Annotated in this window: 24 protein-coding genes; 6 read left to right on the top strand and 18 right to left on the bottom strand. The window is 45.8% G+C overall.

The window, feature by feature from the left end; translation table 11 throughout:
* The first annotated feature begins 69 nt into the window (after positions 1-69).
* Together T497_RS0105140 and T497_RS15885 are read left to right on the top strand one after the other, a co-directional pair.
* Positions 70-537 (top strand): C-GCAxxG-C-C family protein, encoded by a 468-nt coding sequence (locus tag T497_RS0105140; RefSeq protein ID WP_037324466.1) that lies wholly within the window; start codon positions 70-72, stop codon positions 535-537.
* 257 nt (positions 538-794) lie between these two features.
* Positions 795-1,763 carry a GGDEF domain-containing protein gene (locus T497_RS15885; RefSeq protein WP_051530535.1) on the top strand — a complete coding sequence of 323 codons (969 nt, stop codon included), beginning with the start codon at positions 795-797 and terminating at the stop codon, positions 1,761-1,763.
* A gap of 30 nt (positions 1,764-1,793) precedes the next feature.
* On the opposite strand, the gene T497_RS0105130 is transcribed toward T497_RS15885, so the two are convergent.
* The 3 genes from T497_RS0105130 to T497_RS0105120 all read right to left on the bottom strand — a co-directional run bounded on the left by T497_RS0105130 (position 1,794) and on the right by T497_RS0105120 (position 5,717).
* Positions 1,794-2,807, bottom strand: coding sequence for a D-alanyl-D-alanine carboxypeptidase family protein (locus tag T497_RS0105130; RefSeq protein ID WP_028514698.1), 1,014 nt, complete (start codon positions 2,805-2,807; stop codon positions 1,794-1,796).
* Between the two features lie 332 nt (positions 2,808-3,139).
* Positions 3,140-4,087 carry a flavodoxin family protein gene (locus T497_RS0105125; protein ID WP_028514697.1) on the bottom strand — a complete coding sequence of 316 codons (948 nt, stop codon included), beginning with the start codon at positions 4,085-4,087 and terminating at the stop codon, positions 3,140-3,142.
* 340 nt (positions 4,088-4,427) lie between these two features.
* Positions 4,428-5,717: an O-acetylhomoserine aminocarboxypropyltransferase/cysteine synthase family protein gene (locus T497_RS0105120; protein WP_028514696.1), complete on the bottom strand. Its 1,290-nt coding sequence runs from the start codon at positions 5,715-5,717 to the stop codon at positions 4,428-4,430.
* Positions 5,718-6,111: 394 nt separating this feature from the next.
* Between T497_RS0105120 and nifS the strand changes: the two genes are divergently transcribed.
* The 4 genes from nifS to T497_RS0105100 all read left to right on the top strand — a co-directional run bounded on the left by nifS (position 6,112) and on the right by T497_RS0105100 (position 10,049).
* A complete protein-coding gene (nifS, locus tag T497_RS0105115; RefSeq protein WP_028514695.1) occupies positions 6,112-7,302 on the top strand; it encodes a cysteine desulfurase NifS in 1,191 nt (396 codons plus the stop codon).
* 15 nt (positions 7,303-7,317) lie between these two features.
* Positions 7,318-7,737: a Fe-S cluster assembly scaffold protein NifU gene (nifU, locus tag T497_RS0105110; RefSeq protein ID WP_024860569.1), complete on the top strand. Its 420-nt coding sequence runs from the start codon at positions 7,318-7,320 to the stop codon at positions 7,735-7,737.
* 360 nt (positions 7,738-8,097) lie between these two features.
* Positions 8,098-8,664, top strand: coding sequence for a sigma-70 family RNA polymerase sigma factor (locus tag T497_RS0105105; RefSeq protein WP_028514694.1), 567 nt, complete (start codon positions 8,098-8,100; stop codon positions 8,662-8,664).
* 14 nt (positions 8,665-8,678) lie between these two features.
* The gene (locus T497_RS0105100) at positions 8,679-10,049 is read left to right on the top strand and encodes a hypothetical protein (protein WP_028514693.1); all 1,371 of its coding nucleotides are present in this window, start codon (positions 8,679-8,681) and stop codon (positions 10,047-10,049) included.
* Between the two features lie 271 nt (positions 10,050-10,320).
* Here the strand turns inward: T497_RS0105100 and T497_RS0105095 are convergent, their stop codons facing one another.
* From T497_RS0105095 to T497_RS0105025, 15 genes are all read right to left on the bottom strand, one after another.
* On the bottom strand, positions 10,321-10,809 hold the full coding sequence (locus T497_RS0105095; RefSeq protein WP_028514692.1) for a hypothetical protein: 489 nt from the start codon (positions 10,807-10,809) through the stop codon (positions 10,321-10,323).
* A 313-nt stretch (positions 10,810-11,122) separates the two neighbouring features.
* Positions 11,123-13,879: an ABC transporter permease gene (locus tag T497_RS0105090; protein WP_028514691.1), complete on the bottom strand. Its 2,757-nt coding sequence runs from the start codon at positions 13,877-13,879 to the stop codon at positions 11,123-11,125.
* A gap of 12 nt (positions 13,880-13,891) precedes the next feature.
* Entirely contained in the window at positions 13,892-14,608 is a 717-nt protein-coding gene (locus T497_RS0105085) for an ABC transporter ATP-binding protein (RefSeq protein WP_028514690.1), read from the bottom strand.
* A gap of 608 nt (positions 14,609-15,216) precedes the next feature.
* Complete coding sequence (locus T497_RS0105080) at positions 15,217-17,289, bottom strand: heavy metal translocating P-type ATPase (protein WP_028514689.1); 2,073 nt, start codon at positions 17,287-17,289, stop codon at positions 15,217-15,219.
* A gap of 49 nt (positions 17,290-17,338) precedes the next feature.
* Entirely contained in the window at positions 17,339-17,635 is a 297-nt protein-coding gene (locus tag T497_RS0105075) for a DUF6110 family protein (protein ID WP_028514688.1), read from the bottom strand.
* Positions 17,636-17,741: 106 nt separating this feature from the next.
* Positions 17,742-18,563, bottom strand: a complete 822-nt coding sequence (locus tag T497_RS0105070) for a helix-turn-helix domain-containing protein (RefSeq protein WP_028514687.1) — start codon at positions 18,561-18,563, stop codon at positions 17,742-17,744.
* 1 nt (position 18,564) lies between these two features.
* Entirely contained in the window at positions 18,565-19,917 is a 1,353-nt protein-coding gene (locus T497_RS0105065; protein WP_028514686.1) for an FMN-binding protein, read from the bottom strand.
* Positions 19,918-19,995: 78 nt separating this feature from the next.
* Complete coding sequence (locus T497_RS0105060) at positions 19,996-21,507, bottom strand: hemoblobin-interacting domain-containing protein (RefSeq protein ID WP_028514685.1); 1,512 nt, start codon at positions 21,505-21,507, stop codon at positions 19,996-19,998.
* Between the two features lie 12 nt (positions 21,508-21,519).
* Entirely contained in the window at positions 21,520-21,924 is a 405-nt protein-coding gene (locus tag T497_RS0105055; protein ID WP_028514684.1) for a flavodoxin, read from the bottom strand.
* Positions 21,921-22,493, bottom strand: coding sequence for a DUF3793 family protein (locus T497_RS0105050; protein ID WP_028514683.1), 573 nt, complete (start codon positions 22,491-22,493; stop codon positions 21,921-21,923). The genes T497_RS0105055 and T497_RS0105050 overlap by 4 nt, the downstream gene beginning before the upstream one ends.
* Positions 22,480-22,779 (bottom strand): DUF2325 domain-containing protein, encoded by a 300-nt coding sequence (locus tag T497_RS0105045; protein ID WP_028514682.1) that lies wholly within the window; start codon positions 22,777-22,779, stop codon positions 22,480-22,482. The genes T497_RS0105050 and T497_RS0105045 overlap by 14 nt, the downstream gene beginning before the upstream one ends.
* 344 nt (positions 22,780-23,123) lie before the next feature.
* Positions 23,124-23,297 carry a FeoB-associated Cys-rich membrane protein gene (locus T497_RS17965; protein WP_072301180.1) on the bottom strand — a complete coding sequence of 58 codons (174 nt, stop codon included), beginning with the start codon at positions 23,295-23,297 and terminating at the stop codon, positions 23,124-23,126.
* 12 nt (positions 23,298-23,309) lie between these two features.
* Positions 23,310-25,718 (bottom strand): ferrous iron transport protein B, encoded by a 2,409-nt coding sequence (feoB, locus tag T497_RS0105035; protein WP_028514681.1) that lies wholly within the window; start codon positions 25,716-25,718, stop codon positions 23,310-23,312.
* Positions 25,719-25,792: 74 nt separating this feature from the next.
* Entirely contained in the window at positions 25,793-26,014 is a 222-nt protein-coding gene (locus tag T497_RS0105030; RefSeq protein WP_028514680.1) for a FeoA family protein, read from the bottom strand.
* Between the two features lie 12 nt (positions 26,015-26,026).
* Positions 26,027-26,236 carry a FeoA family protein gene (locus T497_RS0105025; protein WP_347491523.1) on the bottom strand — a complete coding sequence of 70 codons (210 nt, stop codon included), beginning with the start codon at positions 26,234-26,236 and terminating at the stop codon, positions 26,027-26,029.
* Positions 26,237-26,502: the final 266 nt, after the last annotated feature.

Raw genomic sequence — 26,502 nt, 5'->3', positions numbered from 1 at the left:
TTTGGAATCCCGTTCATGGGCTCGGCAAGTTATTACATTAATTAATGATTTATATAGGAGATAATAAATATGGACCACGCTGATAAAGCCTGTGAGCTGTTCGCAGGCGGATTAAACTGCGCTCAGGCTGTTTTTGGCGCCTTTTCAGATATAACAGGTATGGACTATGACCTCGCTCTGCGGCTTTCCTCCTCATTTGGCGGCGGAATGGGCAGAATGCGAGAGGTCTGCGGCACCTGCTCGGCTATGTTCATGGTGGCAGGCATTCTCTACGGACTCGGTGAAAGCTACTCCCATGAGGAAAAGACCGAACATTACAAGCGCATACAGGAGCTTGCTGCCCGTTTCAAGGAAAAGCACAGCACTATAATCTGCGGAGAACTGCTGAAAGGGCTCTCGGTCACAAGCACTCCCGAGCCCGAAAAGCGCACCGAGCAGTACTACAAGGTGCGTCCCTGCGTGAGATTCGTCCGCACGGCGGCAGAGATCCTTGACCGCTATATCGCGGAAAATCCGCCTGAATGTTTAAATACGTAAATACTAAAAGGTTTTTTTGAGTATATTTGTATATATTGTTCACATTTTAGATATTGAAAAAAAGCAGTATTTGGTGTATAATAGATTGTAATACAACTTGAGGGGGTGTGACAATCGATATGAATTCCCAAAATGACACGTATTTTCTCAGAGAATTCGTTGCCAGTCATAAAAAGCTCTTCGACAAATCAAATGAAAAGTTTATATATTCATTTAGTAACTTAGCCTGTATATGTACACATATGGCGTATTTGCTGATGTTTCAGGTACTTCACGTAAAAGAGCTCGTGATTTTCAATATATTCAGCGTGTTTTTCTACTTCGTTCTCCTGATACTTGTCCGACTCGGAAAGAGCAGCGCTGCTCTTCTTTATCTGGGAGATATCGAAATTATAGCACACGCCGCATTCGCAACGCACCTTCTGGGGTGGCAGCCCGATTTTGCAATGTTCTTCATATTGATAATCCCTGCTACGTTCCTGACGTATACACGGAAGATATATGTACCGTTTATCATATCTGCGGTGTCTCTGGGGCTTTTCCTTTACTACAAGATAACCATGGACTACAACGCCGATGTAAAGTATGTATTCGAGGATAACGACGTAATAAAGGCGATACAGATAACAAACGCAGTCATCGGAGTTTTCGTGATGCTGATCGCAGGCGTTTCAAATATCTTTATCCGTGAGTATAAGGAGTTCCAGCTTGTAGACCAGCGTGAGACCTTTAAGGAGCAGGCTTCCAAGGATCCTCTTACACATCTTTTCAACCGCCGTGCTATGAACGAGAATATCCGCTCTATCAGAAGAGACTGCTCTCCGAGAAGCCAGTATATCATCGGTATCGGAGATATCGACAACTTTAAGAGGATAAACGATACCTACGGTCATGATGTAGGCGATAAGGTGCTTGTTTATGTATCGAATCAGTTTATAAACTTTATTCCCGACGGCGGATATGCCGCAAGGTGGGGCGGCGAGGAGTTCCTCTTCGTAATACCGAATGCAAGCATAGAAAAGGGCGTTGCCTTTACCGAGCAGATACATAAAATGCTCCGCAGTCACGTTTTTGAGATAGACGATGTTGAATTCGGAGTTACAATGACATTCGGCGTAAGCAAGGGAATCCCCGTGGACAAGATAGACAACGTTATCACAACAGCCGATAAACGCCTTTATAAGGGCAAAAACAACGGCAAGAACCACACAGAATATACAGATTAAGGGCGTGATGAAAATCACGCCCTTTTGCTGTTATTCGCAGTATGACAGAAGCTCCTTGGTGAGCATATAGCGCTCATCGTCGGTATCGCAGCCCAATACTACCACGATATATGTTCTTCTGTTTTTCTTGTATACAGTTATGAGATTGTTTCCTGCTAAATCGGTAGTTCCCGTTTTTACGCCGAATACTCCCTCTGTATAATATGGACTGTCAGGATTCAGCAGCTCGTTGGAGTTCTCCCAGCCAAGTATCCTGCCTGAGCTTATCTCCACTTCCCTGCTGTGAACTCCCACGACCTCGCTTATCTCGGGTACTGACATAGCATATTCCGTAAGGACTATCAGGTCAGCCGCCGTGATATACTGGTCGGCGTCGTCCCAGCCGTCGGGAGTGGTGAAGTGGCTGTTCTTCATGCCTATGAAGTCAGCAAAATTATTCATCATGCCGCAGAAATACTCAACAGCTTCACTGTCGGTCATATCGGGATTGCGGCTGTGGGCACGGGCTGTAGAAACTGCTATGGTATACGCCGCGTCGTTGCCCGAGGACATAAGAAGTCCCGTAACAAGGTCCTGCAAAGTCAGCTCATCACCTGCCATAAGTCCGCAAAGGCTTGAATTAGCGTGAACGAGAGCCTGCTCCGAGCCTACGTGGAATACAGCCTCCGCATTTACGTATTTCAGCGCCACAGCCGCCGTAAGCAGCTTCGTAAGGCTGGCAGGAGCATATTTTTCATTTATTTTGTCCTCATAAAGAAGCTTTTTGCCGCCCATAGAGTACAGTACTGCACTGTTGCAGTTTATATCCTCGATATGCGCTATAGTAGCAGTTACCTCAGTTGTGGTAACTGCTGTAGTAGTGACAGAGGTCACGGTAGTTTCCGCAGTTGAAGCCGCAGTAGTCGCTTCAGAAACTTCGCTGCTGTTTTCGGGCTTTTTTATCTTCAGGGCAATGGCAAGAAAAACTGCAAGCATTACCGTAAATACTGCCGTAAAAATACCTATTGCCAGAATAAGCCGTCCTTTTTTTACTTTGTAAGCCATTACGCAGACAGCTCCTGCGCTTTATTTGATGTATATATCATTATTGTTCCTCTTTCTGCTCCCGTAGGAGTGATATCCGAAGCCCTTTGTTCGTGTTTCATTATATATAATCGTTTTTTCGGGAGTTATATTTCACTTTCAGAAAAAACTGCTCATATTTATGCCGCCGAATGTGCGAAAGAAGCTTTATTTTTCTACGAACAAAACAGTTTGGAGCCTCAGCTTTCTTATTGTACCATATAACAGTCAATAAAGCAACACTAACATCAAAAAAATTTTTATATCCGCATAAAAAACAGCCATAAGGAAGCTCCTTACGGCTGTTTGGATCATTATTCAAGTCCCTTGAAGGTTATCTTCTTGTACTTTTCAAGTCTCTGTGCTACTATCTTCGGCTTCTCGGGATCCATGAAGAAGCCGCCCTGTGTATCGGCTATCTCGTCGCAGTGAACTCCGCGTCCCTCCTCAGTGGTACGGTCACGCTCCAGTCCGTTGGCTGCGATGACGAACTTCCATTTGCCGTCAGAAGTCTTTTCAAGGTCGCCGCCTGCTCCGCAGACTGCACACTCGATAGGATACTTCAAGCCGCCCCACTGCTCCTCGCCTAAGCAGAGGCAGTTGCTGTGACAGTTAGGACACCAGCCGTAATCGGGCTCGCCCAGCCACTTGCGCTCAGCAGGAGGTGTATTCAGAGCCTTCATAACATTTGCGCCTATCTCTCTTGCACGGGCAAGCTTTTCCTCGTGGAGAAGCACCTGTGCAGGTGCAGGCACCATTGTTGCCATATACATATCTACTATCTTGAAGCTGCTTGTAACGGTGGTTATCTGCATACATTCAAGAGCCATTGACTGCCATGAACGTGTTGAGCCGCCTACCGCCATGAGAGCGCCTACTCGGTCACGATGCTGGATAGCGCCTATCTTGGTGAGAAAAGCTGTCTCGTATGCTAAGTTTCTGTGCATGAATTTGAGGAACAGCGACGAGGGCATGAGCTCATATGTAGGAGCTGAGAAGATAACTGCGTCCTGATCCAGGAAAACCTGCATTATCCTGTCCTTATCGTCTGCATTTTTAAGTGAGCAGCCTGTATTCTTGCCCATAGACATACCTATAGTACAAGATGTACAGCCATTGCAGTCAAGGAGATTGAAATCTCTCAGGTTTATCATGGACACCTCTGCGCCCTGCTCCTGACAGACAAGCAGCGCCTCTTTAAGTAATATCTCACTGTTGCTGTCCTTTCTTCCTGCTGTTACGCCCATTACTTTAAAAGCCATAATAGTACAACTCCTTTTCTAAATTGTTGTTACGAATTGCCGAGAAAAACAGGTACTTCGATATTTGCATTTTTTGCAAATCACACAAAATAATGCTTCTGCACAGCATTATTTTATGCCCATATTTAAATTATACTGTATTTTTATGAAAAATTCAATGTTTTAGCCCGCAGTAAATCTCACAATTATTCGCTAAAAATATTGTATATCTTGCAGCTTGAAATAACCTTAAAAAAATGTTATAATATTAGTTACGAAAGTAAAAATAATGCGAAAGCCCGAAAGAAGAATATTCTTCTTTCGGGCTCTTTTATACTATGGAGGTCACCTTATCAGGCTTTTATTTTATTGCTGCAAATGCACCGTCAAGAGCTGCGATAAGGTCGTCGATATGCTCTGTACCAATCGAAAGACGGATAGTATTGGGCTTTATTCCCTGCTCTGCAAGCTCTGCTTCTGTGAGCTGGGAATGTGTAGTTGAAGCAGGGTGGATAACGAGGGACTTAACGTCGGCAACGTTTGCAAGAAGTGAGAATATCGCAAGATTGTCGATGAACTTCTTTGCGTCGTCCTCTGTGCCCTTTACATCAAAGGTGAAGATGCTGCCGCCGCCGTTAGGGAAGTACTTCTTGTATACCTCATGGCTCTTCTCGGAGCTCAGTGACGGGTGGTGAACAGCCTCTACCTGCGGATGATTTGCAAGGTACTCAACTATCTTCTTAGCGTTCTCTGTGTGGCGCTCTACACGGAGTGAAAGTGTTTCAAGTCCCTGTAAGAAGATGAATGCGTGGAACGGTGAAACTGTAGCTCCTGTGTCGCGGAGAAGTATCGCGCGGATATATGTTACGAATGCAGCTGCGCCAACTGCTGCCGTGAAGCTTACGCCGTGGTAGCTTGGATTAGGCTCTGATACCCATGGATAGCGCTTTGACTTTGCCCAGTCGAAATTGCCGCTGTCTACGATGACACCGCCGATAGCTGTACCGTGACCGCCGATGAACTTGGTTGCGGAATGTACAACGATATCTGCGCCGTACTCGATAGGACGGACAAGATAAGGAGTTGCGAATGTATTGTCAACTACGAGAGGGATATTGTGTGCGTGAGCTATCTTAGCTATTTTCTCGATGTCGATAGCGTTGGAGTTGGGATTGCCCAGTGTCTCGATGTAGAGAGCCTTTGTGTTCTCGTCGATAAGGGACTCAAAGCTGCCCTCAACGTCGGGATCGGCAAACTTTGTTGTTATGCCGTAAAGCGGAAGTGTATGTGCAAGGAGATTGTATGTGCCGCCGTAGATAGTCTTTGAAGCGACGATGTTCTCCCCTGCCTTTGCAAGTGCCTGAATCGTGTATGTGATAGCAGCTGCGCCCGAAGCTGTTGCAAGAGCTGCGATACCGCCTTCAAGAGCAGCTATTCTCTTCTCAAAAACGTCCTGTGTGGAGTTTGTAAGTCTGCCGTAGATGTTGCCTGCGTCCTTGAGACCGAAGCGGTCTGCGGCGTGCTGTGAATCATGGAAAACGTAAGATGTAGTCGCATAAATGGGTACTGCTCTTGCGTCTGTTGCAGGATCAGCCTGCTCCTGTCCAACGTGAAGCTGAAGTGTCTCAAAATGTAATTTATTATTAGCCATTGTAATTTCCTCCTGAAAATCTTTAATTTCAAATTTATATTAATAATGATCTATTCGCGTACAAGTTTATATCAGAAACATCGTCTGCCGCACATTCGGTCTGTTCCTCTGACTACAGAACGGAGACGGTCAAGCATATTCAGTTGTTTCATTGTACCTCTCCTTTCCTTTGGTATGCCTATATTATACATCGGTTTTATATATTTGTCCAATGCATAAATTTCATAGCTGGTTATAGGCAAAACCTATAACTGAAATATCGTGTCCTCGGTCTATTATATAATGTATATAACAGGCTTTGTTTCACAGGGGTAACACGTCTTGCATTTCAAAATGCCTTGTGCTATAATATACTAAGTCAATAGGAATACTTCATATACACTGGAGGATAAATATGGAAAAACGTTTTATATACGCCGATAATGCCGCTACTACGGCAGTCTCGGAGGAAGTTCTCGCAGCTATGCTGCCCCATTTCCGCGAGGCTTACGGCAACGCTTCAAGCATTTACAAGCTGGGACGCGACGCTCAGAAAGCCGTTGAGACTGCCCGTGAAAAGGTGGCAAAGGCTCTCGGCGCAGAGCCCCGTGAGATATACTTCACAAGCTGCGGCTCTGAAGCTGACAACTGGGCTATCAAGGGCACTGCGGAGCTCATGGCTAAAAAGGGCAAGAAGCACATCATCACTTCCGTTTTCGAGCACCACGCTGTGCTCCACACCACGGAATACCTCGAAAAGCACGGCTTTGAGGTAACTTATATCCCCGTAAGCGACAAGGGACTTATTGATCCCGAGGATATCAGAAAAGCTATCCGCGAGGACACTGCTCTTGTTACTATAATGTACGCCAACAACGAGATAGGCACTATCCAGCCCATAGAGGAAATAGCTGCCATATGCCATGAAAAGGGCGTTCTCTTCCACACCGACGCTGTTCAGGCTGTGGGACACGTTGAGATAGACGTCCACAAACAGGGCATAGATATGCTCTCCCTTTCGGGACACAAGATACACGCTCAGAAGGGTATCGGCGCTCTGTATATCCGCAAGGGACTTGTCCTCCCCAATCTTATCCACGGCGGCGGTCAGGAGCGCGGCAAGCGTGCAGGCACGGAAAACGTCCCTGCTATCGTAGGTCTGGGAGTTGCTATCGAAGCTGCAACACGCAATATCGCAGAAAAGGCAGCTGTGATAACTCCACGCAGAAACAGGCTCATCGACGGTATACTCAAGCTCCCCTATACACGTCTTAACGGCGACAGGGACAAGCGTCTCCCAGGAAATCTCAACATCTCTATCGAGGGTATCGAGGGCGAATCACTGCTGCTCATGCTGGATATGAACGGTATCTGCGCTTCATCGGGCTCAGCTTGTACATCGGGCTCACTTGATCCTTCCCACGTTCTGCTGTCTCTCGGTCTGAAACACGCCGTAGCTCACGGCTCTATGCGCCTTTCCATTGAGGAGGACGTAACCGACGAGGACGTAGACTACATTCTCGAAGTAGTTCCCAAGATTGTTGAGCGCCTGCGCTCTATGTCCCCTGTCTGGGAAAGAATGATGAAGGGCGAAGATTACGAATAATAAAGGAGAATATATATGCTTTACAGTGAAAAGGTTCTGGATCATTTTTCAAATCCGCGAAATGTTGGCGAGATCGAGGACGCTGACGGAGTCGGCGAGATAGGCAACGCAAAATGCGGAGATATCATGAAAATGTATCTCAAAATAGACGATAATACAATTACTGACGTTAAGTTCAAGACATTCGGCTGCGGCGCGGCAGTTGCCACATCTTCAATGGCTACCGAGCTCATCAAGGGCAAGTCCATAGACGACGCACTGAAGCTTACAAATCAGGCTGTCGTAGAAGCTCTTGACGGACTTCCCGCAGTAAAGATTCACTGCTCTGTGCTTGCAGAGCAGGCTGTCCGCGCAGCTCTTTCCGACTACTATACAAAACAGGGTATCGATCCTGTACCGATAGTGGGCGAAATAAAAGTACCCGAGGAAGAATAAATGATAATGTGAGGGCGTGATAAATTTCTTTATCACGCCCTCTGAAATAATAATGAAGAAATAAGAATGAATAAAGAATAATTGTGGTATCGCCTTTCGGCGATATTATTTTTAATTTATTATTTATTCTCTATTCTTTAAAGAAAAGCCGTAAATAAGTTTTAGCTTTTTTACAGGCTTTTTCACTTTTGCAGGGGTGTTTTTTAGTAGTTGCACTTTTCAAAAATATGTGTTAGAATTAGAATCGATGATTTTCAAAACATAAAATTATTGCCCGTAATGTAACACTTGAACAGGCTGCTCCGATTGTTGTATATGAAAGGTGGCGCCTTACAAAACAAATCGCAGGGAGGAATGTAAATGACAAGCAGAGAACTGACAGCTCTTATGGAAAAATCACCCGTCAGCTGTCACAAGGCTCTCGTCAAGGAATATGGCAGATACGTTTATGCTATTGCCTACAATAAGCTCAGGGGCTGCGGCACCAGCGAAGATATAGAAGAATGCGTAAGTGATGTTTTTGCAGCTCTTTTTATGCAGTGTGAATATGACCTGTCATCTGAGAACGATCTGAAATACCTCATCGGAACTATCGCAAAAAGAAAGGCTATCGACTACTTCCGAAGCCTTACCGCAAGAGAAAGCCATATATCCGAGACTGACGAGGACGATATGAGAGAGCTTGTCTCGGACTTCAGCGTTGACGAACGCGTTGACCGCTCGGAACTCCGCCGCGTGCTCCTCGACAAGATAGACGAGCTGGGTGAGCCGGATTCGACTATTCTTATCCAGAAATTTTACTATAACCGAAATTCCAAGGAAATAGCAGAGAGCGTTTCTATGACGGCTACGGCTGTCAGACAGAGATGCTCAAGAGCTATGGACAAGCTGCGCACTAAGCTTGTGGAAGTCGGATTGGGAAGATAAGGAGGGGAGCTATTATGAGAAAGAAAAACATATTCGATGTTCTCGAAAATGCGGAGAATGATTCTATGGAAAGATTAATAGACAAATGCCCCGACATCTCAGATGAACAGCTCGACAGGATATTCAGAATGAGCGAAAAGAAATTCAGAAAGCAAAGGGCAGAAAAAGAAAGAACAGAGAGAGATAATACTATAAAAATGACCGAAAACGACGTAGTTGAGGGCGTTGAGCACAGCAAAAGACCTGTATGGCTCACACCGCTTACAACAGCGGCTTCTGTACTGCTTATTGCAGGTATCGCTATCGGCAGCACAGCAATGATGAAAAGACACACCAAGCCAAACGGAGGGGGCGGCGGTGTGACTCCTGCCGTTACGGTCTCAACATCAACAGGAACAGGCACAAATATCGTATCCACGGACAAAAACGGTTCAACTATCACAGGAACTGACGTAACAACAACTACTACGACTGTAACATCAGTCGGTGACGGCAGTGACCAAAACACAGCCGATACTGAGTTCATCAAGCCGTTTGTGGGCAGGTGGAGATATGAAATGTCAAACATAAACGACCTTGATGTCCCCGAATCTGCGGGTTATATGGGTACAGTTGAAATAACAGCTGACGCAACATACATCATGACAGACAACAGCGGTAATGTCTCACACGGCACTATCAGCAATGCCACAGAGGAAATCGGCGGAACAAGTATACAATGTCTCGATTTCTCTGTAAATGAAAGCGGAGCAAACGATTTCCTGACCAGACGTGCTTATTATGATGAATCCAGACCTTATGAGCTCCATTTCGGCAACAGCAACATTGCACGACTTGTACGCGAAGAGTACGTCGAGCCCACAGATACGAGCTGGCAGTCTGCATACAGAAAAGAGATTCTAAAACATTATAACAAAGCAGGAATACCATATAATGATCCGATGTGGGATCTTCAGGATATAGACGGCGACGATATACCTGAACTTCTGATATCGACAGGCACTCAAAAAGACGACTGTGTATACATCTACTATTACGAAAACGGCGAAGCAAAAGATCTTAATAATACTGTACAGACGATCCCCTACGGAGAGTACGGCGTTACAAATATCTGCAAGGAAGAACACTATATAGGTCATAACTATACTGATAACCGCGTTACATACTACGAAATGACAAAGTTAAAGGACCACTATCCGATATGCGATATATTTACTTATTACTATGACCTTGAACAAGCAGGTGAAACGCCTTATGGTCTGAACGCCAGACCTGTCAGCGAAGAGGAATTCAACCAAAAGGTCGACGAATACAATTCCAAGAACTGGATAACAGTCGGCAGACAGTATCGTTTAGGTGACTTCTCACCGCTGCTGAACAAATGATATCACACAAAAAGCCGTAAAGAAGTTTTAGCTTCTTTACGGCTTTTTTAAGAATAAAGAATAGAGAAAAAATAATAAATAAGAATTAAGGTATCCGTTTCACGGATATAATAAAAAAATATCGCCGAAGGCGATACCAATATTATTCTTTATTCATTATTATTTTTTCTTTATTATTTTAGAGGGCGTGATAAATTTTTTTATCACGCCCTCGCTAAACGAACTGCTTTGTCCATTTTCGGGAGATTTTCTTAGAGGTTATCAAAAAGCATTATTGCTGTATCTCGGGTTTATAAGCACTTGTATTGATATCAACAATTTCAGGTCTTAAAAATGTTCCTGTCTTGAAAACAAGTGAAATGTAGATATTGTATTTTTCGCCGTTTATAGTCACTTCCTGAGCCAGTTTATCGTAAAGATCGCTTTTGTCCGTGGGGAAATAATCGCCCCAGCTGCCTTTTATTTGATAATCATAATCCATATCCTTATATTTGTTGCAGAATGCGAACTTTTCCTCATCACTTGCAAACTTGAAGTCTTTTTTATCTATCATCTTTTTCAGGTCGCCGCTCAGCATATTATAGTCGATATAATCGCCAAGCTCGCTTATTCCTGTGCATTTGCTGTCCATTTTTTCATAGAATCTGTTGCAGTAACACCTTTTAGCCGCTGTACTCAGCGGTAATGCCGCCAATAAAGCTCCTGCTGTAATTATAGATATCAAGCCGCGTTTTAGTATTTTTTCCTTTTTAAGTTCCATAAATATGTCTCCTTATATCATTTTTTCAGCATTGCCCCGAAGGAGGAAGCTTCGGGGCATATAAACGCAGCCCCGAATAAAGGGAAAAACGAGGCATTGTTTCTGCATAAGCTTTGTATAGATCTCCCTTTAATATAATAAACGGAACAAAATTATAAATTGTTACATTTTTTTAAAAAAATTTTCGCCTGATGAAAATAATTAAAAGCAAAAAGCGTCTCATTAACCATAATATTAATAAAAAAGCGTTATAACTAATTATGGGGGAAACCTTTCTGAGGAAAGGTTCTCTCAATAATAATTATATATCTCTTTATTCCATATTTTTTAGTGCAAGGACCTTCGGTATTTTGCGGATGCGGATAAAGTCAAGCACAGTAATGACAAGATATGCGGCAAATACAAGGAGAAACTCCTTTACAAAGCCCGAAACAGGCATTATAAATGCGAACCAGCCGCTCATCTTCATCATTATCAGCTTCCAGAAGAACTGCATAAGCAAATAGCCTATGTATATTGCAAGAAACTCCGAGAAGAACACCACTATCGTCGTCGGTATGAGGTAAAGTGACGCTATCTCGCCGTTTTCGTAGCCAAGTATCTTCGTCATGGAGATAGAGCGCTCGTTTTTCTCAATGATTATCTTTGTCAGCAGATAAAGTATTATCGCTGCCACTATAAAGCATACATACTGGAAATACAGCATATATGAACCCATTGATTTGTCAAGCTGGTCTGCTACCTTCATCATATCCTGAGTGGTTATTTCCTTGACGATGTATTCGCTGTCGATGTCCTTTATCATTTTATTTGACATATATCCGCTGAAATCGCCCTCGTCCTTGTCAAATACCCTGTTGAACTGTTCGTTTTCCATGAATACGGCAACTCCTGCGGAATAGTCATAGATGTCATAGACCTTCCAGTCATAGTCCTTATGCTCGTATTTCTCGGAAAGAGTTATGGTATCGCCTGCCTGAACGCCGTATTTCTCCGCGAAAGCCCTGGAAATATATACGGAATCATCATCGGTTTTGCCTATATGTACATATTTGCTGCCGTTTTCGATACCGAAAACAGATACCTCCTCGTTATAGCTCTCGGACTTTCTCTCAAGAGAGGTTATTGAGAAGCGCTCTGCACCCTCTGTGTCAGTTGTGATGAGATTTCCGTCCTCGTCCTCGGTGCTGCTTAGGATAACCTGCTCCTCGGCAAACATCATATCGCTCATATTATCCTGATAATAGGACAGCGTCTCGGGCATTCCCACAGCCATTGAGATAAGCAGCATAACAAAGGTTATACCCACGAAAAGCATGATGTAATTGGGGATATTCTGTAAAAATACGCGCATTCTGAAGCGCTTGAGGAATCTCCACCTTGGCAGTCTTATTGCCTTTTTCCTTTTATTGCGCTTCAGGTCGTGACGCAGGAAACGCAGCGGCGAGAGCTTCAGCGTTTTTGTGATAACGAATGCATTTATAATGAGCATGAGCACTATGGGGATCACAGTTGTTTTGATAAACGCCTCGGGAGTCCACAAAGTCTCAAATGCAGGCAGGCTGTAGCTGCTGTAGTACATATCTGCCACAGTATTCTTGAACACGGTATATCCCAGTACATTGCCTATGACCGAGGCAATAATGACGATGAGCAGCGGAGCGCTCATGTAGTAGCGCAGAAGCTCTCCCCTTGTATAGCCCGAAGCCCTGAGAGTACCGATTACAGAAGCTTCCTGCTCTAATGTAGTGCTGATAGTTACCGCAAAAATAAATGCCAGAACAGCGGTGAGTATGTACAGGAGAACTCCGCCCATAGCCTTATCCTTGCCTATATCGTTTCTTGCAAAGCTCATGGACTGATTTGCATAGGCAGGGACATAGTCCTTTATTTCAAGCTCCTCGGTATCGGAGACTGCTGTCTGTGTAATGAGGGATTTGAGGAAGTGCTCGGACATTTCCTTTTCCTCGTACTCGTCGGCAGGCTTTTTATTGTAAGTGAAACCGTAGTTTGCAGAGGTATTTGCACGGATACGGGCAAAGCCCTCGTTTGTGGTCATACCTATATCAAAGGTAAGAGCGTCGAACATTGTATCGGTATTGCTCTCGTAAAGTGCGCTGTAATCCACAAAAGCCGCAAGTCCGACTACCTCAAAGTCAAGGCCGCCGACTTTGATAGTATCTCCCACCTTTATCTTTGCGTTGTCGGCGTGCATACGGTCGATTATTATCTCGTTCTCATTTTCGGGAGCGCGTCCCTTGAGGATATCGTAAAGGTCGATGTCGCCGCGCTCGCCGTAAACTCGGATAGTTCCCGAGTAATCTGCCTTTGAGGGGATAGCTTCATCTGTATCCTTATAGAAAAGCTCATAAACCGTAACAGGCACGGGCTCGAATTTCTCGTTAAGCTCGTAGCGCTCCTCTATTTCGGAGTATTTCTCGTCTATTTCCTTGTCTATTTCCTTTTTAGCCTCGTCCATTGCGTCGGACAGGGCTTTTTTGTAGTCCTCCGAGTCCTTTGCGGTCTTTAAAGCTTCATCGTAAGCCTTGTCGTAATTCTCTTTTATCGCAGTATCAAGGGCGGAGCTTATCATCTCCTCACGCTGAGACGCAGGAATACCAGCTCCCATAGCCTTTGCTGCGGCGAGCTTCTCGTCGATTGCGGCTGTTACCTGAGTTTTTATAGCTTCCTTTACCTGCTCAGCAACCTTTTCTTCAACAGCTTCATTGACAGCCTTTTCCACCTCGTCGGCGGCTTCATCGCAGGCACGTTCACGGTATACCGCAGGTACGTCTGCCATTTCTCCTGTTTCGATAGCCTTTACAGTGGCTTCGTCAGCCTTTTTTGAAAGCTTGAAATGTCCGTCCTCACGCTTCATCTCCGCAACGTTTTTGTCAAGGGTATTGAGCATACTGTTGTTTGCAACATACATTCCCGAAACAAAGCCGATAGTTACGATGAGCATGAGACCTATCATCAGGTAGCGCTTCCAGTCGCGGAGCATATCCTTCCAGACGCGCTTGTTAAGGGGATTTTTCGGACGCTTGCCGAATGATATCTTCTTATCCATAAATGCTCCCCCTTACCACTCTATCTCAGCAGCGGTCAGCTTTTCCTTATTGACGGTATCGTGTCTTATCTTGCCGTCGCGGAGCTTTATCACATGGTCTGCCATTTGCTTTATGGCTTCGTTATGTGTAACCATGATGATAGTATTGCCGTACTTCTTGTTGACCTCCTCAATGAGCTGTAATATCTCCTTTGAGGTCTTGTAGTCAAGAGCTCCCGTAGGCTCGTCGCAGAGCAGTATATCGGGATTCTTGACGATAGCGCGTCCGATAGATACTCTCTGCTGCTGACCGCCCGAGAGCTGATTTGGCAGCTTATAGCGGTGCTCGTAAAGTCCAAGAATCTTCAGCAATTCGTCGATATCAAGAGGCTTATCAGAGAGGTAAGCGCCTGTTTCGATGTTTTCCTTTACGTTGAGGTTAGGGATAAGATTATACATCTGAAAAACGTAGCCCAAGTGCTTGCGGCGGTAGCGTGTAAGGCTTTTCTCGTCCATTTCCGCCAGTTTATCGCCGTTTATGGTTATCTCCCCTGCGTCGGCGCTGTCAATGCCGCCGAGAATATTCAGCAATGTTGATTTACCCGAGCCTGACGGTCCGAGAAGCACACAGAACTCCCCTTTTCCTACTGTGAAGTCCAGCTCTTTAAGTACCTCCTGCTTAGTTTCACCGCTGCCGAAGCTCTTCTTCAGTCCGCGGACTTCAAGGAATTTTCTCTCTTTTTCGCTCATAACCTTTCTCTCCTTACGTCATTATTTATATCCATGTAATCATTATGTTTATTTGAACACTTGAATACCTATTCATATGTTAGCATAAAAAATGACAATTGTCAAGGACTTTTTCTCCATTTCGGCAGTTTTGATATTATCGGGCAATATAGGTAATTTATATAAGTTAGTATATACAAATATAATAGTTTTAACAATGCTCCATCAAATCGTATGGCATAAAAACGAATATACAAAAAATGCTCCGACAGCATAACCATGATACTCATATAGAAGTTTTATAATTATTATTGAGAGAACCCCTTTTGAAAAAGGGGCTTCTCTCAAACTCTCTCCCTAAAACTTTCGTTTTGTTTTTTCACAGATAGGGCGCACCTGCATTTTTGCAGGTCTTTTTTTATTTAAGAAGCGCCCTATCTGCGAAAAAACCAGATAAAAGTCTTTGGAAAGGGGGATGGGGGTGACTCCCCGCAGTGCGGGGAGATGTCGGCAGGAGAGAGGGGCGCGCCTCCGTCAGAGGAGCCTTTCCTCAGAAAGGTTTCCCCCATAATTAACTATAAGTTTCTATATGAGTATCGCAGTTAAACTGTCAGAGCTTTTTGTATATCTTAGTTTTTCAGCTCGGTCATGCTTCTGAGACCTATTGCCAGAGTTGAAGCATTATGCAGGAGTGCTGATGTGGCAGGCGGCAATACGCCGAGAACTCCAAGTGCTATCAGTCCGCCGTTGAAGCCGATGATAGTACGGTAGTTCCAGCCGATACGTGACATAAGCGCGTTGCTCAGACGTTTCAGCTCCACAAGGGCGTACAGGTCGTCGGCAGATATGGTGATATCCGCTATCTCACGGGCAATTGCAGCACCTGTGCTTATGGCTATGCCTGCGTCTGCTTCGCTGAGTGCAGGTGAATCGTTGACGCCGTCGCCTATCATTACTACCCTGCGCCCTGCTTCATGCTCAGCGCGTATAAAGGCTGCCTTGTCCTCGGGAAGCACCTCTCCGTGATACTCGTCAACGCCTACCTTTTCCGCAACAGCCTTAGCTGTGCGCTCGTTGTCACCTGTCATCATAACTACCCTTGATATGCCGTATTCATGAAGCTTTTTCACAACGTCCGAAGCCTCCTCACGGAGCGGATCCTCGATACAGATAACAGCTGCTACCTCGCCGCCAATGGCAAGATAAAGGTGAGAATACTCCTTTGGCAGGTGTCTGAAAACACGCTCGTCAGGCGGAGTGCACTGCTCGTCCTCGATAATGAAATGATGACTTCCGATGAGTACGCGCTCCCCCTCTACCATACTGGAAATGCCGTGTGCAACGACGTACTCGACCTTGGAATGGAATTCCTCATGGATAAGTCCGCGCTTTTCAGCCTCGGCAACTACCGCATTGGCTATTGAATGGGGATAGTGCTCTTCAAGACAAGCCGCCAGACGAAGCATTTCGTCCTCGTCACGGTCTCCGAAGGTTATGACCTGAGCAACTCTCGGGCTCGAATGTGTAAGAGTTCCCGTCTTGTCGAAAACTATAGTATCAGCCTCGGCAATTGCTTCCATGAAGCGTCCGCCCTTTACGGTTATGCCTGCGCGGCTGCAATCACGCATTGCCGAAAGAACCGAGATAGGCATTGCAAGCTTCAATGCGCAGGAGAAGTCCACCATAAGTATGGACAGCGCCTTTGTGGCGTTTCTTGTCAGCAGCCATGTGAGAAGAGTACCGCCCAAGCTCCACGGTACAAGCTTATCGGCAAGGTGTGAAGCCTTGTCCTCGGCAGCGGATTTCATCTTCTCGGACTCCTCTATCATCTTCACGATACGGTCATAGCGTCCGCCCCCTGCGGTATTCTCAACAGCTATGGTACATTCGCCGTCCTCAACAACAGTTCCTGCATAGACGTAGGCTCCCTCGGACTTGTGAACAGGTACGGATTCGCCTGTCATTGAAGCCTGATTAACCATTGCGTTTCCCGATACCACCTTGCCGTCAAGAGGTATCATAGAACCTGTTCTCACAACTACCATGTCGCCTCTGCGGACCTCGTTCACGGGCATGAGGACTTCCTGTCCGTCGGAGGTCTTGATCCACACCTGCTCTACTCCCAGAGACATAGTTCTTGCAAGGTCATCTATGGACTTTCTGTGAGTCCATTCGTCGAGGATATCTCCCACATTCAGCAGGAACATGACCGAGCCTGCGGTCTTGAAATCGCCGCGGAGAAGGGATACTCCTATTGCCGTTGCGTCAAGTACGGATACCTCCAGCCTGCCCTTCAAAAGACATTTCAGTCCCCGAAATATGTACTTTGCAGCTTTGATAACTGATATTATCCTGCGTATCGGCATGGGCAGAATGAACTTGTTCACTGCTCTCCTGATAACTAAAGCCGCAAGCTTTTCCTCGTACTGCTTGTTCAGCTCCCTGCCTGTATGCTCGGGAACAAGAGCTGTATTTTTCTCGTCGTCAAAGGAAAAAGCAGACAGCTCTCCTATTATTTTCTCCCTCGGACAGGTATAAGCGATAACGATATCACAGGTTCGGTCAAAGACCTGAACCCTTGTGACGCCGACTACGGCAGACAGGGCGTATTCCGCAGTATCAGCCTGTTTAAGCGTCATGCGGTTTATGCAGAAGCGTACTCGCATCCGTCCTTTGGATTCATGCATTATCTTACATTTCATATTTATCACCTCTTACAAAAACAGACCGTCAGAGCGGTCTGTTTCGGTTTTATTCTTCACTTGTATCTGCAATTTCCTCACACTGGTCTGCGATAACAGCAGCTTCTTCCTCGGCTGCTCTCTGCTCGTTTATCTCCTTTGCGTCTGAAAGGATATCATCGCAGTTCTCGCGGACTGTAGTTACGGTCTCCATAACATTTTCCTTTGCACGGAGAACAGCGGCAGTAGCGTGAGTATAGCACTTCTTGGCGTCCTTGCTTGAAAGGACTCTGATACCTGCTGTGCCGAAAAGCACACCGCCTGCAAAAAGGCCTATTTTTTTCCATGGGATATCATTGAATTTCATAAGATCACCTCAGTAAAAATGTCGAAAGATTTGGTTTCGTTATACTTATGATACCATATATAACAGGCTCTTTCCGCTCCTAAAGGGTGAAAGTTGGTATACCGTGCTAATACGCAAGTTCCGTCGATATAGGGCGTTTTTTGAATTTTCTCGCCTTTTTGCGCTCCATTTGGAAGCTTTTGGGAGCTTTACCCATTACGCCGCGAAAAGCTCCTGAAAACTTGCTGGCGTTGCTGTAGCCCACTTCCTCGGCAATGTCTATTATCTTCATGTCCGTATCCCTGAGAAGCTCCGCCGCACGAAACATTTTCCTGTATTTCGCATAGGTGTAAACGGGACAGCCAAAGGTCTGCCTGAACTTGCTTTTCAGCGTAGTCTGGTCAGTCTCATAAAGCTGAGAAAGCTGTGCTATAGTATAATGCTCGCACAGGTTTTCGCTTATAAAGCTGCCGACTTTCCTGATACGCCTGTTCTTTTCGCTGACGGAGCACCTTTTCTCACCCATGAGCATAAGGAGCTCCAGCACCTTTATTCTGAGCATAGAAGCTGCGGAGGTATCGTATATCTCCGAAAACAGCCTCTGTACCGTTTCATCGGCAGTGAATATGTGCTGTCCGCAGCTCTGCATATTCCGCAGTATATCAGGCATATCAAGGAGCTCCGCAAAAGCCCTGCCGTTATAGCGCGAGTCTATCATCAGCGTGATGCCGCAGTAATCCGACGAGCAGGCGGTATGGCAGTCAGAGCGCTCATCATGACGGGCAATAATACAGTTTTTTTCCGTCAGGTAATAGTATTCGCCGTTTACGGAATACTCGCAGACTCCGCTGATACAAAAGCTTATTTCAAGTGTATTTCCATCGGCAATATCAGGCTTTCCGCCGCAAATGAGCTTAATGTCGGGAAAAAGTTGTATTTCTTGTTTCATATCAGTTCATCGCCTGTTCAAGAGCCTTCCGCGCCGCTTCGATAATGCCCTTTGAGCTGTAGGTAGCGCCCGAGCAGGCGTCTATGCCCTCTGCGCTTACCTTTGCGCCTATCTGCGGAATGACAGTATTCATGGCGTCGCCGAAGTACTCGGGATCGTCCTCGTCAGCCCATGCGGAAATGCTTGTTATGGCGTCATTTTCTATGGACAGCTTTACGTGTACCTTTCCTGCATAGCCCTCGGCTTCTGCCTCGTATTCGCCGTTCCTGTATTTGTATGAAGGCTGAGCTTCAGCAGCGGGAGCTTCTTCATGCTGCTCCTGTGCAGGCTCGTCATTGTGCTCCTGCTCTTCATGCTTTTCCTCCTGCTTTTCTTCCTCTGCTTTTTTATTTTCGTCCGTTTTCTTGGTCGTTTCAGCCGATGTTGTTGTAGTCTTTGTATCTTTATCTGCCTTTTCAGTAGTTTCTGTGGTCTTTTTGCCGTCCTTTGCAGTTGTTACAGCTTTTTCAGCAGCTGATGTAGTTACGGGAGCAAATGTAAATGTTGCAGCCTTTTCCTCGGTAACTACAGAGGGCTTAGATGTATTTTCGCCGCTGTTGTGAGCCAATACTCCCAGAAGAGCTACAGGCAGAGCGAATGCACAGGCACATACAGTATTGGGAACGAGCTTCTTTTCGGGCTTTTTATTGGCAATATAATACTTTCTGATACGCATTACGGCATAACCGATGAAAACGGCGCTGTATACAAGGATACTGAGGAAATAGCCCTCCCTGCCCTTCTGAGCCTTAGGCACGAAAAGCACAAGGATATGCACATAGATAAAAGCATAGAAAATATACGCAAAGCGCTGTATCTTCTTCCATGTTTTTGCATTCATCTTTTTGCGTATCTTCTTGAAGGACATCACCGTAAGCGGTGTCATAATCAGCACCATTGCAAGGCATACGATACTTGTGACAACGAAGTCCGAACCTGTCCTGCCTTTGATGAGATCGGTTATGTACTGTACTCCGTATGTGATGATATGGGAGAACGTAAGTATAGCCGCAGTTATGGATAATTCGCCGCGTATGGGCATGAGCTTTTTTATCGGTGCAGAGCCGTTGGGAAGTGCTCCTGCCCACATGACGACTGCCCAGAACGCTGTACCCAGAGCTCCCCGTGAGAATATGCCGAGAACGTTATCGCGGACAAAGCGGCTTGAAATATTTATGTCAGACTGAGTAATAACTACAGATGCTACAGTCAGGACAGCCGCCGAAATATAAAATGCCGCAGGACATTTTTTCAGTGGCTTGTCAAGACAAAAAGCGATAAGGAGCGCTATAAAAAGAGCGGTCAAAAATAACATAAGAATTACCTCTTTGCAGTATTTGACCTCCGCAGCATAAGCCGCAGAGGTCATATTTTAGAATGGAAATAATAATTATCAGTCTTTCTTCTTTCTTAATGCAAACGCTGTTGCTCCTGCAAGTGCAAGGAAAGTTACAGGCAGTGCTGCGCCGTTTACGCCTGTTTTAGGGCTGTCAGACTTTGCAGCTGTTGTAGCCTTCTTTGTTGTAGTAGTTGCAGCCTTAGTAGTTGTTGCTGAGCTTTTTGTTGTTGTAGCTGCGCCTGTTGTAGTTGTAACAGCAGCGTCAGCGCCTATCTCGAACTCATAGTTCTTCTCATATCCTGTTGCTTCAACAGTGAGCTTGTACTTGCCCGAGCCGTCGAATACATTTTCCTCCCCCGACTTGGCGTCAAGCTTTATCTCGCCTGTCTGTGAGTCGATGATAGTTGCTCCTCTTCTGCCTGCTGCGTATCTCTTTTCGCCGACTGTTACAGCTGAGATGTTCTTGAGGTAGTTTGCAGCGTCTGTAAGTGAAGCTCCGTCAGCAGCTACAAGCTTGCCGTCGGAATACTTAACAGGGATAGCGTCTGTTGTAAGAGTAAAGCTGCCTCTTACAGCTGAATACTTGCCGCCCTCATCGGAAACTGTAAGTGTGTAGTTACCCGGCTGTGCGTTGTTGTAGCTTACGATGTTGCCTGAAACTGTGAAGCCGTCAGCAACCTCACCCTTTGCCTTGAAATCGGAAGGAAGTGCAGAATTATCGAATGTTACACTGCCCTTTCCTGACTTGCCATTCTCCACCTTGATGCTGTCTGCAAACTTCAAAGGAAGATAACCGTTCTGTCCCGAAAGAGTGCTGTAGCCGTTAAGTGTAATGAATGTTACTTCGGTGATAGTCTTGCCCTGTGAGGACTTGTAGTGCTCAGAGGAAAGTGTATTGCCGTGAGGCTCCTTTTCCTTGACGCCTGCGCCCCATGCTATCTGACCGTTTCTCCAGATATTCTCAAGAGCACGCATACCGTAGTCTGTGCCCTCCTTGGTCTTTACGATGACGCCGTAGATGTCGCAGTTTGCAGGGATACCCTTGACATTTATCTGATAGTCGCCCCAGCTTGTAAGGCTCGATACTGTCATCTCGCCGCTGAGCTTTTCCTCGCCGTTGCTGTCAACCAGCTTGCCGAAGGAAGCCTTGCCGTTCTCAACTGTAACAGGCTTGTAAGCAACAGGCTTCTCGGAGAGCTCTGTGAAGTTCATCTTATCACTGAGCTTTTCAAGGTCAGCCTTTGTGATCTCAACTGGATAGGTAACGCCGAGTATCTTGCCGCTGCCATTTTCTGTTTCAACGTTATAAGTGCCTGCTGCAAGTCCGCCGCTCTGCCACTTGCCGTCATCTCCCATTTTTCCTGTAGCGTTGCCCTTCCACTTTGAAGTAGTGGCAGAAGAAACTGCGTCAACAGGAACGCTGTTATTCAGCTCTGCTGCGTAGAAATCAGCATATGGGATATTCATTGTGCCGTAAACCTTGTCGCCGTCAGCTGCGTTTGCTGTGAATGGAACTGCACCTAAAACGCAAGCTGCTGCGCATAAAACAGATGTAATCTTTCTCATTTCTATAACTCCTTACGCAAGTTTTGCTGCAAGCTCTTTAAGCTTTGCAAGATCATCATCAGAAGCAGCTTCGTTTACGATAAAGCCCTCATCACCGATAAGCTCTGCGCCTGCTGCCTTTGTACGGTCATACCAGTTGCGCATCCACTCGCCGTCGCCCCAGCCGTATGAACCGAAGAGAAGAACCTTCTTGCCGCTGAGTGAACCCTCGATGCCTGTGAAGAAAGGCTCGAATGTATCTTCTTCAAGCACCTCTGCACCCATTGCAGGGCAGCCGAAAGCGAATGCGTCGTAATCTGCAACATTGCCGCTGAACTCTGATACCTCAAAAAGCTCTGCATTTGCACCCTCGGCAGCTGCCTTAGCCATTGCCTCGGTGTTGCCTGTGCCGCTCCAATAAATAACTGCTGTTTTCATATATTTCCTCCTACTGCCTGAAACAAGTCCAGACCTGATTTTAATCTATCGAACAGGATTGCCCTGCAGCGATCATAAGTTTTGAAGGTCTGCCGTGCTTTGTCGGCGTTTTCGTAGACCTTCCAGTATCCGCACAGCAGACAGTTCTTTCCGCTGTTGCTGATAAAGCCGCGGATATCTCCCACAGGATACCCGAGAAATGCCCCTATCTCATGGGGAAAGCCGCCGCAGCTCATGCGCGAGGCAAGCAAGTCAAGCTTTTCCCTGATACTCATATCAGCCGTGTAGCCGTACTCAGAAAGCAAGTCCCGAACCTGCGGCATACTGAGCCATGCGCTGAGCATTTTTTCATTGTAGATGTACACAAGTGTACGCTCCCTGCATTTGCAAAGCTGTACCGCACAAAGTCCCGACACTGACATTTTTTCCGTAAATTCACGGAGATATTCTGCCATTGTATGCTCATTTCTGTCAAAAGAAATGAGATTTGCGCATTTTACTCCCAAAAGCGTGGGAGCGCAGTGAAATGCAAGATCGTTATCGATGCATCTGCGTTCAAGCTCGGACATATTTTCGCCCATTGATGTCTGTAAGCAGCTGTTTCAGCGCACTTACGCTGGAGCTGTGAACGTGTTCAACGGGTACGCCGTTTTTCTCGGAGCTCTTCTTGACTGCTCCAAGCATTTTGTGGGAACAGGTACCTGTGAAAACTACCATAAGATCAGGAGTACCAAGCTTGTTCTCGAAGTCCGCAGGCATTTGTGTGAAAACCTTGGACTTGTGATTGAAAGATTTGCAGATATCCTGATAACGTGTTGCCATGCGGTCATTGCCGCCTACGATTACTATGCTCATAAAATCCTCCTTTTGGTTAGTTGAAGCTAAATAAGTATTTAAAACCAAGTGCCGTGGAATAATGGCACTTAACTGAATTACTATACTAACATAAAGTTAGTATTTTATAACACAATTATAATACCATTCATTCTTACAGTTGTCAAGGTATAAAAAACTGATTTGTAACTGTTTGACATAACCAACAAAAGCGCAAAAGGATTTTTGTTAGTATATACTAATTAGGATTATTATATTATGAGCATAAGCATATTAAAGTCTCTTCAGAGTTAGACTGTGGAAACACCATTTTACCCTGATATATCCATAATTAACGCCCCCAGATGTCTGAGGGCGTTATTCTGTTACTTATGGCATTTTCCGTGCATTGCACAGTGCTCGCAGCCACAGCCGCAGCCGCCGTTGCTCTTTCCGCTTTTTTTGTCACGTATCATCTTTGCGATTATAAGCGCAACAATAGCTATAAGTATCAGAGTTACGACGATAGTTCCAAGATTGTCAGCGAACCATGCGAGCATATTACCACTCCTTTATGCCTTTACCTTTACGTTGCCCTTGAACTTTGAAGCCTCATGGTACTTCTTGACAAAGAGCATATAGCACATAAATGCAAGAATAAGAACTGCTGCGATAACACCGATAATGTTTGCGTCACCTGTGAAAAGTCCGCCGAACTGTGTTATCATAAGTGCGATAGCATAAGCAAAGCAGCACTGATAAATAATAGCGAATGCTGTCCACTTGGCGTTGTTCATCTCACGCTTGATAGCACCGATAGCTGCGAAGCAAGGTGCACAGAGGAGATTGAACACAAGGAATGAGAAGCCTGTTACACTGGTGAATACTGCGCCGATGTTCTCCCATACTGTGCCGTCTCCGCCGCCGTAGAGAACGCCCATTGTTCCGACGATATTCTCCTTTGCAACAAGACCTGTGATAGAAGCAACGGCTGCCTGCCAGTTGCCCCAGCCAAGAGGCGAGAATATCCATGCGATAAGTCCGCCGAAGCCTGCAAGGAGAGAGCTGTCAAGCTGATCCTCTTCAAGCATTCCGAAGCTGCCGTCAACTGTTCCGAAACGTGACAGGAACCAGATAACAATTGTGGAAATGAGAATGATAGAACCAGCCTTTTTGATGAACGACCAGCCGCGCTCCCACATTGAACGGAGAACGTTGCTCATAGTAGGCATATGGTATGCAGGGAGCTCCATAACGAATGGTGCAGGCTCGCCCGAGAACATTGCTGTCTTTTTCAGCATGATACCCGAAACGATGATAGCTGCCATACCGATGAAGTAAGCTGATACCGAGATGATAGGTGAACCGCCGAAGATAGCACCTGCGATCATTGCGATGAACGGAACCTTTGCTCCGCATGGAATGAATGTTGTTGTCATTATTGTCATACGTCTGTCACGCTCGTTCTCGATGGTTCTTGAAGCCATGATACCGGGAACGCCGCAGCCTACGCCAACAAGCATAGGAATGAAAGACTTGCCCGAGAGACCGAACTTGCGGAATACTCGGTCAAGTACGAATGCGATACGAGCCATATAGCCGCAGGCTTCAAGGAAAGCAAGCAGGAAGAACAGCACTAACATCTGCGGAACAAATCCGAGAACTGCACCCACACCTGCAACGATACCGTCAAGGATAAGTCCCTTGAGCCAGTCAGCTGCGCCGACCTTGTCAAGACCGCTTTCGATTATTGCAGGGATACTTGGTACGAATACGCCGTAGTCAGCAGGATCGGGCTCCTCGCCTATCTCCTCAACTGTCTTTAATGCTTCTTCATAGTCGGCAACAGAAGCTGTTTCCTCTGTTGTTTCAAGAGTTTCCTCGTCCTCGACAAAGTATGTGAACTCATCTACGGGAGCGCTGCCGTTTTCCTCAACGTATGCGTCATAGCCGTCGATTATCTGCTGTGCGTCTGCGTATCTTTCGGAAACGTCGCCATAGTCTCCCGATATGCCGAGCAAGTGGAAACCGTCACCGAAGAGATTATCGTTTGTCCAGTCGGTAGCCCAAGCACCCGGACCTTTCATGGCGATGAGGTAAACAAGAGTCATGATTATCGCAAAGATAGGAAGTCCCAGCCAGCGGTTTGTGACTATCTTGTCTATCTTATCGGAAGCTGTAAGGCTTCCTGCATTTTTCTTCTTATAGCAAGCCTTGATAACGTTAGCTATGTAAACATATCGCTCGTTGGTGATTATGCTCTCTGCGTCATCATCAAGCTCCTTTTCGGCAGCCACTATATCCTCTTCGATGTGCTTCTGCACATTTTCGGGGATACTCAGCATTTCAAGAACCTTTTCATCGCGCTCGAATACCTTGATAGCGTACCAGCGCTGCTGCTCCTCGGGCATTTCGTGAAGAACAGCCTCCTCGATATGAGCGATAGCGTGCTCAACAGGTCCGCTGAATGTGTGCTGAGGGATCGTCTTACCGTTCTTTGCAGCAGCTATAGCAGCCTCCGCAGCCTCGTCAACTCCCGTGCCTTTCAGCGCGGATATCTCAACGATCTTGCAGCCGAGCTGCTTGGAAAGCTCGTCGATCTTGATCTTGTCGCCGTTTTTATTTACGACGTCTATCATATTTATTGCACATACAACAGGAATTCCCAGCTCAACAAGCTGAGTTGTGAGATAGAGATTTCGCTCCAGATTCGTTCCGTCGATGATGTTAAGTATAGCGTCAGGTCTTGTTTCGATGAGATAGTTTCTTGCAACGACTTCTTCGAGAGTATAAGGCGATAACGAGTAGATTCCGGGAAGGTCTGTAACGATAACATCATTGTGCTTCTTCAGCTTTCCTTCCTTCTTCTCAACAGTAACTCCGGGCCAGTTTCCGACAAACTGGTTAGAGCCTGTTAACGCATTGAACAGTGTGGTCTTACCTGCATTCGGGTTTCCTGCAAGTGCTATTCGCAGTTCCATTAATATCTTCCTTTCAGGTTATTTATAACTAACTTATGTACGAAAATTCAAGGACATTCCGTCCCGTTTCGTTGTTATTCAACTTCTATCAGTTCCGCGTCTGCCTTTCTGAGCGATAGCTCATATCCGCGTACCTTTATCTCGATCGGATCGCCGAGAGGAGCTACCTTGCGGACAAAAACTTCCGTACCCTTAGTAAGTCCCATGTCCATGATACGGCGCTTTATCGCACCCTCTCCGTGAAGCTTCTTCACCTTTGCCGTTGAACCAACAGCTGTTTCCCTGAGTGTCTTCATAATATCCTCCTATCAGACCATTATTCTGCGAGCCATGTCCGCACCGATAGCGATACGGGACTCCTTGACCTTAACAATAACGTTTTCACCAAGGACGTTTATGAGCGTTACCGTTCCGCCTACGGTAAATCCGAGGTTTTCAAGGTGCTGACGTATTGCAGGAGTTCCTCCAAGCTTTTTGATAGTCAGCTCTTTTTCAGGCTCTGCCAAACTAAGCGGCATCATTTCTCATCCTTCCATTCCAAATTAATTTTTATTATTAATTGTAGTGCAATTTATTGATACATAACGTTAGTGTTTTATAACATAGCAATAATATCACCATAAATATGATTTGTCAATGATTTGAAAAGATGCAGAAATAAAGTTTGTATCAAATAACAAAATGTAAGTTTTGTCTAACAATTATTTTGTTGCAAATAAAAAACCTCTTTCTTCACTTAAACTTAAAAATTCCGACTGTAAACCCTGAGCAACAATCCTCTCCC

This window comes from Ruminococcus flavefaciens MA2007 (genome assembly GCF_000621845.1).
GTDB lineage: Bacteria > Bacillota > Clostridia > Oscillospirales > Ruminococcaceae > Ruminococcus > Ruminococcus flavefaciens_E.
The sequence above is the reverse complement of the archived record's forward strand: the minus strand, read 5'-3'. Positions and strand labels throughout refer to the sequence as shown.